Source organism: Streptomyces sp. NPDC047061, from assembly GCF_040643955.1.
Lineage (GTDB): Bacteria > Actinomycetota > Actinomycetes > Streptomycetales > Streptomycetaceae > Streptomyces.
On sequence record NZ_JBEYVI010000023.1, the window covers coordinates 161,503 to 172,292 of the forward strand.

At 70.1% G+C, this 10,790-nt stretch carries 7 protein-coding genes; 5 read left to right on the forward strand and 2 right to left on the reverse strand.

From position 1 onward, the window contains the following. Positions 1-29: 29 nt before the first annotated feature. Together ABZ887_RS29455 and ABZ887_RS29460 are read right to left on the reverse strand one after the other, a co-directional pair. Entirely contained in the window at positions 30-1,334 is a 1,305-nt protein-coding gene (locus ABZ887_RS29455; RefSeq protein ID WP_361295436.1) for a M20/M25/M40 family metallo-hydrolase, read from the reverse strand. Then, the gene (locus ABZ887_RS29460; RefSeq protein WP_361295439.1) at positions 1,327-2,160 is read right to left on the reverse strand and encodes a M55 family metallopeptidase; all 834 of its coding nucleotides are present in this window, start codon (positions 2,158-2,160) and stop codon (positions 1,327-1,329) included. Before ABZ887_RS29460 ends, ABZ887_RS29455 begins: the two co-directional genes overlap by 8 nt. A gap of 235 nt (positions 2,161-2,395) precedes the next feature. Between ABZ887_RS29460 and ABZ887_RS29465 the strand changes: the two genes are divergently transcribed. The 5 genes from ABZ887_RS29465 to ABZ887_RS29485 all read left to right on the forward strand — a co-directional run bounded on the left by ABZ887_RS29465 (position 2,396) and on the right by ABZ887_RS29485 (position 10,726). Beyond that, a complete protein-coding gene (locus ABZ887_RS29465; protein WP_361295441.1) occupies positions 2,396-4,270 on the forward strand; it encodes a DNA/RNA non-specific endonuclease in 1,875 nt (624 codons plus the stop codon). 211 nt (positions 4,271-4,481) lie between these two features. Continuing rightward, positions 4,482-4,886 carry a hypothetical protein gene (locus ABZ887_RS29470; RefSeq protein ID WP_361295444.1) on the forward strand — a complete coding sequence of 135 codons (405 nt, stop codon included), beginning with the start codon at positions 4,482-4,484 and terminating at the stop codon, positions 4,884-4,886. Then, entirely contained in the window at positions 4,883-6,814 is a 1,932-nt protein-coding gene (locus tag ABZ887_RS29475) for a GMC oxidoreductase (protein ID WP_361295447.1), read from the forward strand. Before ABZ887_RS29470 ends, ABZ887_RS29475 begins: the two co-directional genes overlap by 4 nt. Beyond that, the gene (locus tag ABZ887_RS29480; RefSeq protein ID WP_361295450.1) at positions 6,811-8,664 is read left to right on the forward strand and encodes a peroxidase family protein; all 1,854 of its coding nucleotides are present in this window, start codon (positions 6,811-6,813) and stop codon (positions 8,662-8,664) included. Before ABZ887_RS29475 ends, ABZ887_RS29480 begins: the two co-directional genes overlap by 4 nt. Position 8,665: 1 nt before the next feature. Next, entirely contained in the window at positions 8,666-10,726 is a 2,061-nt protein-coding gene (locus tag ABZ887_RS29485; RefSeq protein ID WP_361295453.1) for a serine protease, read from the forward strand. Positions 10,727-10,790: the final 64 nt, after the last annotated feature.

Consider the following 10,790-nt stretch of genomic DNA (forward strand, 5'->3'; position numbering starts at 1 on the left):
TGCTCCGTGCTGTTCGGTGCTACTCCGTGCTACGCCGTGCGCAGGAAGCGGTCCAGGACCTGGACGCCGAAGTGCAGGGCCTCGACGGGGACACGTTCGTCGACGCCGTGGAACAGGGCCTGGTAGTCCAGGTCCTCGGGGAGCTTGAGCGGGGCGAAGCCGTAGCCGGTGATGCCGAGCCGGGAGAACTGCTTGGCGTCGGTGCCGCCCGACATGCAGAACGGCACCACGTGCCCCTCGGGCGCGAACTCCTCGACGGCGGCGCGCATCCGGGCGTACGTCGGTGAGTCCAGCGGTGCCTGGAGGGCGACCTCGCGGTGGTGGAACTCCCAGTCGACGTCGGGGCCGGTGAGGCGGTCGAGGGTGGCGCGGAACTCGTCCTCGGTGCCGTACAGAAAGCGTCCGTCGACGAAGGCGACGGCCTCGCCCGGGATGACGTTGACCTTGTAACCGGCGTTCAACATGGTCGGGTTGGCACTGTTGCGGACGGTGGCCTCGACCAGTCTGGCGGCCGGGCCGAGCTTGTCGAGGAGCAGGTCGACCTCGGTGAGGTCGGGCTCGATGCCGTAGAGGACGGCGAGTTCGGTGAGGGCGGCGGAGACCGTCGGGGTGAGCCGGAGCGGCCACTGGTGCTCGCCGATGCGGGTGACGGCGGCGGCGAGGCGGGTGACCGCGTTCTCCTCGTTGACCTTGGAGCCGTGTCCGGCCCGGCCGCGCGCGGTGAGCTTGAGCCAGGCGGTGCCGCGTTCCCCGGCGGCGACGGGATAGAGGTGGCGTCCGGTGCCGTCGTGGAAGGTGAAGGCGCCGGACTCGCCGACGCCCTCGGTGCAGCCCTCGAACAGCTCGGGATGGTGGTCGGCGAGGAACCCGGAGCCGTCGACCGCGCTGGCCTCCTCGTCGGCGGTGAACGCGACGACGATGTCCCGCCGCGGCCGTACCCCTTCCCGCGCCCAGGCCCGCACCACCGCCAGGATCATCGCGTCCATGTTCTTCATGTCGACCGCGCCCCGCCCCCACACGACCCCGTCGCGGACCTCCCCGGAGAACGGGTCGACGCTCCAGTCGGCGGCCTGTGCGGGGACGACGTCTAGGTGGCCGTGGACGAGGAGCGCGTCGGCGGCGGGGTCGGTGCCCTCGATGCGGGCGACGACGTTGGTGCGCCCCGCGGTCCGCTCGAGGAGGATCGGCTCCAGGTCCGCCTCCGCGAGCCGCTCGGCCGCGTACTCGGCGGCGGGCCGCTCCCGGCAGTCACCGCCGCCGAAGTTGCTGGTGTCGATCCGGATCAGCTCGGAGGTGAACCGGACGACCTCGTCGAGTGCCTGCTGGTCAGCCATACTGCTCCTCCACCGCGGCCGAGACGATCGTGGTGACCGCCTTGAAGGTGCGGATGCCGTCGTACATGGTCCCCTCGGTGTACGCCACCTTCCGCTCGCCGACCTGGTCCACGCCGGGGACGACGGTGGCGGCCAGGGCGAGGTGCTCGGCGTCGAACTCCAGGGCGATGGTGAACGGTCCGCCGGTCACGGGTTCGTGGCGCACCGCGATCCCGGCGGCGTCCTTGGCGGCGGCGCGGATGTCGGCGGCGGTCCGGGCGGGCGTCCGGCACACGGCCGCGTACCTCGACACATGGTCCTTGACGGCGACCTTGCGGGCCTCGGGGGCGTAGCCGAGGGCGTCCTCGCAGGCCAGGTCGTCGCCGGTGACGAGGACGACCGGGACGCCGTACTCGGCGACGACGTGCGCGTTGAGCAGGCCCTCGCTGGCGCGGACGTCGTTCAGCCAGACGCCGGTGACGGAGTTGGGGAGGTAGGTGTGGGCGAGGACGCCCTCCATGCCGGCGCCGGTGTGGTAGCCGATGAAGGCGACGCCGTCGACGTCGCCGTGCTGGACGCCCTCGACCATGGACAGCGTCTTGTGCCGGCCGGTGATCATCTGGGCGCGGTCGTCGAGCTGCTCCAGGAGCAGGTTGCGCATGCTCCAGTGGGCCTCGTTGATGAGGACCTCGTCGGCGCCGCCGTCGTAGAAGCCAAGGACGGCGGCGTTGACGTCGGAGGTGAACATCGGCCGGCACCGCTCCCACTGCGGCGCACCGGGCAGCACGTCGCCCGGCCAGGTCACCCCGGTGGCGCCCTCCATGTCGGCGCTGATGAGGATCTTCATGCCGCTTCACGTTACGCGTCGGCGAGGCAACTTCCTACAAGGCAGCGAGGAGGTTGAGCCCTCTGCCGGAGGCCGTGCCGCTTTTGGGTGTCTATATCAAGACATATACCTTGCATTGCTGTTTCGATAAATGGTGGCCAGCGGACGCTCGCAGCGACACCGCACCCGCTCTGACCGGTCCGCGGTGCATCGCGCGAGCCGTTCCCCATCCTCCGCGAAGGGACGTCTCCCTTTCATGCCCACCAACAAGAAGACCCGCACTGCGTCGGCGCCGAGGAAATCGGCGTCCTCCCAGGACAAGCTGATCGAGTCCTTGAAGCAGTACATCCGCACGCGCGGTCCGGACCTGCTCGCAGACCCCAACGTGTCCTCCGTCGGGATCGGTCACAAGCTCAGGAACGGCACCCGAGGGAAACAGATCGCGCTGCAGTTCACGGTCGACAGGAAAGCCGAGCCGGAGGCCCTCGAGGCGCTGGGCACGACCCGGATCCCGGAGAGCATCACGGTGGACGGGGTGGAGGTGCCGACCGACGTCATCGAACGCAGCTACCAGCCCCACTTCCGCGTGGTCGCGGAGGCGGAGAAGCCTCCGCGAAAGACCCGCCTGAACCCCGTCGTCCCGGGGGCCAGTGTCGGCGGGGTGACGGTCACGGCCGGCACCATCGGCTGCATCGTGTTCGACCGGACCGACGGCACCCCGTACGTGCTCAGCAACTGGCATGTACTGCAGGGCCCGGACGGTCAGCCGGGCGAGGAGGTCGTCCAGCCCGGCCGGTTCGACGACAACCAGATATCCCGCAACCGCCTCGGCGTCCTGAAGCGGTCCCACCTCGGCCCGGCCGGCGACTGCGCCGTGACCACCATCGAAGAGGGCCGGACCTTCGATCCCAGGATCCTGGAACTTGACGTGGCACCCCAGGAGCTGGGCGAGGCGGCTCTGGGAGACAAGGTCGTCAAGAGCGGACGGACCACGGGCGTCACCCACGGGATCGTCCGCCGCATCCAGACGATGGCCAAGATCGACTACGGTGGCGACGTCGGTGAGAAGATCATCGGCTGCTTCGAGATCGGCCCCGACAACGAGCACCCGGCGGCGGACCAGCAGATCAGCAGCGGGGGCGACTCGGGTGCGGTGTGGCTGTTCAAGCAGAACGGCCGGCCGGGCAAGGTCGTCGCCGGACTGCACTTCGGCGGCGAAAGCGCGGGGGACCCCGACGACCACGCACTGGCCTGCCTCTCCAGCTCCGTCTTCGAGAAGCTCGACATCACCCTGCGGCAGCCCTCCCCCGAGGAGGTACAGCCCCTGCAGGGCTACGACCCGGACTTCCTCGGCGAGCAGATCGACATACCGCAGCTGACCGCGGAGATCAGCGGGGACGCCGTACGCCTCAGCGGCTCCGAGGTCATCCCGTACACGCACTACTCGCTGACCCTCAGCAAGAAGCGGCGTTTCCCCTTCTGGGTGGGCTGGAACATCGACGGCGGGAGCCTCAAGAAGCTCAGCCGGTCGGGCATACCCTTCACCAAGGACCCGCGGCTTCCCGCGAACACGCAGGTCGGGAACGAGCTGTACGAGGCCAACCGGCTCGACCGCGGCCACATCGCCCGCCGTGCGGACCTGATCTGGGGCAGCATGCCCGAGGCTCAGAAGGCGAACACCGATTCGTTCTTCTACACCAACATCACCCCGCAGCTGGACGACTTCAACCAGAGCGCCAAGAACGGCCTGTGGGGCGAGCTGGAGGACGCCGTCTTCGCCGACGTCGAGGTCGACGACCTCAAGGTGAGCGTCTTCGGCGGACCGGTCCTCCAGGACGACGACCGCGTCTACCGGGGCGAGAAGATCCCCCGTCAGTTCTGGAAGGTCATCGCCTTCGTCGAGCGAGGTGAGTTGAAGGCCAAGGCGTTCCTGCTCACGCAGAACCTGGACCAGCTCGAAGCCCTGGACCTCGACGAGTTCCGCGTCTTCCAGGTCACCCTCGACGAGATCGAGGAACGGGTCCACATCCGCTTCCCCACCGCCCTTCACAAGGGCGACCACCTGCTCGTGCCCGAGGCGGTGGCCGAGCGAAGGCCCTTGGACGACCTGGCCGACATCCACTGGGACTGATCGGGCGGCCCGCCGGCGTGTCTCGTCAAGCCGCAGCGCGTGAGACACGCCGGCTCCACCAGGGCCTGCGAAGCCCCGGGACTCGAGGTGCAGGGGAGCCGAGATGCCCATAATGTGGTAATTGGAGCGTTCCGGAGTGTCTTCCTCTTCGTCGGGGGGTTCGGCGGTGGTTCCCGTCACCGCAGGAATCGCAGCACCTTCAGGAGACATGATGGCCACCCAAAAAGCCGGGCCGCGCGCTGTCTCGGTCTACGCACTCGCCGGCATCCGGCTCTTCAACGGAGTCACCGGACTGCTCGCGCCCGACCTGCTCATCCGGCGCCTCGACCCCGATCGTGAGCCGCCCAGCCCGGCAGCCGTGTACGCCTTCCGGCTCTTCGGGATCCGTACGATCCTGCTCGGCCTCGATCTGCTGACCAACCGCGACGAGCGACTGCAGGAGGACCTGCGCGAGGGCGTCCTGATCCACGGCAGTGACACCGCGACGGCGGCCACGCTGGGCCTGAGCGGCCGGCTTCCCCCGCGTACCGCGGTGCTGACCACCCTCATCTCGGCTGCCAACACGGTCCTGGCCGCCGCTTCGCTGGCCAACTCGGTGAAGGGGAAGGGGAAGTGACGGGAGGACCAGGTGCCGATCCCCCGGCCGAGACGGGTTTCGACTACATCGTCGTCGGTGCCGGGGCGGGCGGCGGACCGCTGGCGGCCAACCTCGCCGCCGAGGGCATGCGTACCCTGCTGCTCGACGCGGGCGGCTCCCCGGAGAACGACAACTACCTGGTGCCCGCCTTCCACGCGGACGCCTCCGAGGACCCCGTCCAGTGCTGGAACTACTTCGTCCGGCACTATGCCGACGAGCAGCAGCAACAGCGCGACAGCAAACTGGTCCCGGACCGGGGCGTCCTCTACCCGCGTGCCGGAACGGTCGGCGGCTGTACCGCGCATCACGCGCTGATCACCGTCTATCCGTACAACCGCGACTGGGACGCGATAGCGGAGGAGACCGGCGACGCCTCGTGGCAGAGCACGGCCATGCGCCGGTACTTCGAGCGGCTGGAACGCTGCACCTACCGGCCGAGGCCCAAGGAGCCGCCCGCCAATCCGCTGCTGGCCGCGCTGCTGAAGGCCCTGCCCTTCACGGGCGCCCGCTACCGCAACGAAGCACGCCACGGATTCGACGGCTGGCTGCCGACCGCCCTCGCCGACCCCGAACTGGCCGTCCAGGACAAGCAGTTGCTGAAGGTCATCGTCGCGGCCGCGGAGGACGCGCTGGCCGACTTCCTCGACCGGCCGCTGTCCCCGCTGGAAGGGTTCGGCTCGTTCGTCGACCCCAACGACTGGCGGGCGCAGACACACGCCCTGCAGGGGCTGTGGCAGATCCCGCTCTCCACGGCGGACGGCCGGCGCAGCGCCGTTCGCGAGCGGGTCCAGGCCGTACAGCGAAGCCGTCCGGACGACCTGGTGGTCCGTACGAACGCGCTGGCGGCCCGGGTCGTACTGGACGGGAACGGGGCCGCGGCCGGAGTCGACTACCTGGACGGCGCGCACACCTACCGTGCCGACCCCTTGAGCCGGCCGCACGCCGGGCCGCCGGGCCCGCGCAGGGTCCTCGCCTCCCGTGAGGTGATCCTGGCCGCGGGTGCCTTCAACACACCCCAGCTGCTGATGCTTTCGGGCATCGGACCGCGTGCGGAGCTGCGGCGGCACGGCATCCCCGTACGGGTCGACCTCCAAGGGGTGGGCGCGAATCTCCAGGACCGGTACGAGGTCGGCGTGGTCAGCCGGATGGACCGCGAGTTCCCGGTCCTCAAGGACTGCGACTTCCACGCGCCGCGACCCGGGACCGAACCGGACCACTGCTACCGGGCCTGGCAGCGCGGCGAAGGTCTTTACACGACCAACGGCGCCGTCGTCGGCGTCACCCGCAAGTCCCGTCCGGAGCTGGACGCACCCGACCTGTTCATCTTCGGCGGCCCCTTCGACTTCCGGGGCTACCGGCCCGGCTACTCGCTCGACCTGACACTCCACAGGGACCGTTTCACCTGGGCCATCCTCAAGAGCCGCACCCACAACACCGGGGGCCGGGTGCGGCTGCGTTCCACCGATCCCCGGGACACCCCGCTGGTGAACTTCCACTACTTCGGCGAGGGTACGGACAAGGACGCCGTGGATCTCGAAGCCATGGCAGGTGCCGTCGAGTTCGTGCGCCAGATGAACCGCAGGGCCGGCTCCGTGATTCTGGAGGAGTTGTGGCCCGGCAAGGACATCGACGGCGACGACGGCGTCCGCCGTTTCGTGCAGGACGAGGCCTGGGGCCACCACGCCTCCTGCACCTGCCGGATGGGGCGGGCGGACGACCCTTCGGCGGTCGTCGACAGCGAGTTCCGGGTGCGCGGAGTGGACCGCCTGCGGATCGTCGACGCCTCGGTCTTCCCCCGCATTCCCGGATTCTTCGTCGCCGCCCCCATCTACATGATCAGTGAGAAGGCGAGCGACGTCATCCTCGCGACCGCCCAAAGAGCCACCGCCCAAGGAGTATCGCGATGAGCAGACAACGACGCGCCGCGGAAGGTTCCGCAGCCGGATACCGTACGTCACTGCCCTGGCGGATCCTCACCGCCGGCGCCGAATACGTGGACCGGCGCATCGGCTGGGACAGACTGCCCGTCGTTCCCGGCCTGTTGACGCTCCTCGGACTGCGGGTCAGGCTTCGGCAGAAGAACCTCCACGACACCGGCCTGCTGCCCTCGGTCAATCTGCCCGATCCCGCGCCTCCCTCCGAGACCCACAAGGTGAACCGGACCGCCGACGGCAGCCACAACGACCTCGCCGAGCCCCGCATGGGCATGGCGGGCACCCGCTTCGGCCGGAACATCCCGCTGGACCGGATCGCACCGGCCGCACCCGAGGACGTCCTGTCCACGCCGAACCCGCGCGAGGTCAGCCGCGCCGTACTCACCCGCGACGGGCTCATCCCCGCCGAATCGGTCAACTCGCTGGTCGCCGCCTGGCTTCAGTTCATGGTCCGCGACTGGTTCAGCCACGGGACCAGCCCCACGGACCGGCCCTGGGAAGTGCCCCTCATGGACGACGACCCGTGGCCGGAGCACCCCATGCGGATCATGCGGACACCGGACGACCCGACCCGCGACCCGCAGGCGCCGGCCGGAACGCCCGACACCCGCGTCAACGTGTCCTCCCACTGGTGGGACGCGTCGCAGATCTACGGGACGAACGAGACCGAGCAGCGCCTGCTGCGCGCCGGCAAGCTGGGCAAGTTGCACCTGTGGGACGACGAGCAGTCCCCGGTCCCCTCGGACCCCTCCCGGGACCCCTCGCACATCCCCGGCTTCTGGCTGGGCCTCGCCATGATGCACGACCTGTTCGCCCGTGAGCACAACGCGATCTGCGATCACCTGCACGGCGCGTACCCGTCCTGGAACGACGAGGAACTCTTCCAGCGCGCCCGGCTCGTCAACGCCGCGCTCCTCGCCAAGATCCACACCGTGGAGTGGACTCCGGCCGTGATCAGCCACCCCACCACCGTCAAGGCACTGCGCGCCAACTGGTGGGGCATCGCGGGCGAGCGCGTCCACGATCTCTTCGGCCGGATCAGCGACAGCGAGGTCGTCAGCGGCATACCCGGCGGCGAGACGGACCACTACGGCATCCCGTACTCCCTCACCGAGGAGTTCGTGGCCGTCTACCGCATGCACCCGCTCGTCCGCGACGACTGGCATCTGCGCTCCGCCGCCGACGACACGAGCCTGCGCCACTGCACCCTCCGCGACATCGCCGGCCCCGGGGCGCTGAAGGTCCTGGAGACCACCGAGATGGCCGATCTGCTCTACAGCTTCGGCACGCTCCACCCCGGACTGGTCACCCTGCACAACTTCCCCAGGTTCCTGCAGGAATTCGAGCGCCCCGACGGGCAGCTGCAGGATCTCGCCGCCACCGACATCCTGCGCTCCCGGGAATTCGGTGTCCCCCGGTACAACGAGTTCCGGCGGCTGCTGCGGCTGAAGCCCGCGGCGGACTTCCTGGAACTGACGGAGAACCGGGCGTGGGCCGAGCAGATCCAGCGGCTCTACGACGGCGACATCGAGAAGGTCGACCTCTCGGTCGGGCTGTACGCCGAGAAGCTGCCGGCCGGATTCGCCTTCAGCGACACGGCGTTCCGCATCTTCATCCTGATGGCCTCACGCCGGCTGAACAGCGACCGCTTCTTCACCGAGTACTACACCCCGGAGGTGTACTCCAAGGCCGGCATGGCCTGGATCGACGACAACAGCATGATCACGGTGCTGCTGCGCCACCACCCGGAGCTGCGTACGGCTCTTTCGGGGCTGACGAACGCCTTCGTGCCGTGGCACACCGCCGGAAGGACGGTGACCTGACATGGCAGCGACGGACAGGTTCCGCGAGGAACGGGAGCGCCAGGTCGCGGCGGCCGCCGCGCGGTACGACGAGAGCGGCGACGAGCGGCGGGCGGTCGAGGAGCAGCAGGACGCCGGGGTCGCCTTCCCGGATTCGGAGGAGGCACTCGCGGCGCGCGCGGCCCGGCTGCTCGACCGGCAGGCGGTGCCCGCCGCCATGGTGGTGGAGGCCGTCCGGGCCGAACCGCTGGCCCCGACCGCCGCGTACGAACGCATCCTCGGGGTGTCCAAGGACCTGCAGGCATGGAGTTTCCTGCCGCGCGGTGCCCGCGCGGCACGCACCGTCGCCCGGATCTCGGTGCGGGAGAACGGCCGTGAGCTGCCTCTCGGCACCGGCTTCCTGGTGTCGCCGAGCCTGCTGATGACCAACCATCACGTGCTCAACGACGCGGAAGCCGCCCGGCAGTGCTTCGTGGAGTTCGACGCCCAGGTAACCGTCGACAACACGGCCCAGCCGCCGACACGGCTGGAACTCGACCCGGACGGGTTCTTCGTCACGGACGAACGCCTCGACTTCGCCCTGGTGCTGGTCGCCCCCGGCCCGGACCTGCGGCCCGCCGGGGACACGTTCGGCTGGAACCGGCTCAGCGCCCAGCCGGGAAAGCTTGTGATCGGCGAGCCGGTCAACGTCGTCGGCCATCCGATGGGACGCCTCAAGGAGATCGCCGTACGCGACAACATGCTCCAGGTACGCCTCGACGACTTCCTCCACTACAAGACGGACACCGAGCCGGGCAATTCCGGCTCTCCCGTCTTCAACGACCAGTGGGAGGTCGTCGCGCTCCACCACAGCGGGGTGCCCAGGACCGACGGACAGGGCCGTACCCTGCGCCGTGACGGACAGGTCTGGCAGCCCGGCGACGGCGACGACGCCATCGACTGGGTGTCCAACGAGGGCGTACGCGTCAGCTCCATCCTGAAACACCTCGCCGCCCTGCCCGTCGCCTCCCGGCAGCGGGAGCTGCTGGCCGAGATGGGCCCGGAGTCGGGACTGCGCCTCGCGGAGGCCGCCGGTCCGGTGGCGGCTCCGGTGCCCGCCGCCGGCCCGGTGACGGTCCCGGCGCCCGCGGTCGCGGTGGCGGGCCCGGCCGCCGAGAAGGCCACCGCGCGTGCGGGCCTGCGCGCCCGGGACGGAGCGTTCGGCGGCACACGGCATCTGGTCTTCCTGCACGGTCGCTCCCAGCAAGGCAAGGAGCCCGAGAACCTGCGCCGCGAGTGGGCGGCCGGACTCAACCAGGGGCTCGTCCGCGCCGGGCTCCCTCCGGTCGACCCGGCGGACGCCTGGTTCCCCTACTACGGGGACCGGTTGGTGCAGGCCTTGACCGCGCACGAGGCCGTCCCCCACCTCACCGAGGCGCCGGCCGCCAGGGCGGCGGAGGCGGTCGCACCCGTCACCCCCACCGCCCGCGCGGTGTACGAGGAGATCATCGGCGAGGCGGCCACCAAGTGGGACATGCCGAAGGAGGGCCAGCTGGCCACCGAGAGCATCGGCCTGGACGACCTGGTCGGGACCCTGCACAAGCGGCTGGGCTGGCTGGCCGCCAGGAGCGACCTCGATGCCTGGGCCATCGCCCTGGTCTTCCGTGACGTGGCCGCCTATCTCGACGACCGGCGCATCCGGGACGAGGTCCTGGACTGCGTGCTGGAGACGATGCCTGACGCAGGGGAACTCGTGCTCGTCAGCCACAGCCTCGGCACGGTCGTCGGCCTGGATCTCGTCACCCGGCTGTCCCCCGGAGTGAACTGCGTCCATCTGACTACCGCGGGCAGTCCCCTCGGCCTGGACAGCGTGTACAGCAGGCTGCTCGTCGGCGGGCCGAAGCGCCCGGACATCGTGACGGACTGGCTCAACGCCTGGTGCCCGACCGACGCGGTGGCCATCGGATGCCCGCTGGGCGACGACTGGGCGGACGGGCTGTCCGACCTCGCCGTCGTCAACGCCCGGGACCGGGCGCACAGCATCGTCGAGTACCTCGCCCACCCCGAGGTCGCCCGGTCGATCGGCGGCCACCTCGGCGCCTGAGCCGGCCGTGAAGCCGGCAGCCGGGCCGGGGCGGAGGAGGGCACCCCCGCGAAGGGCGGGGGGC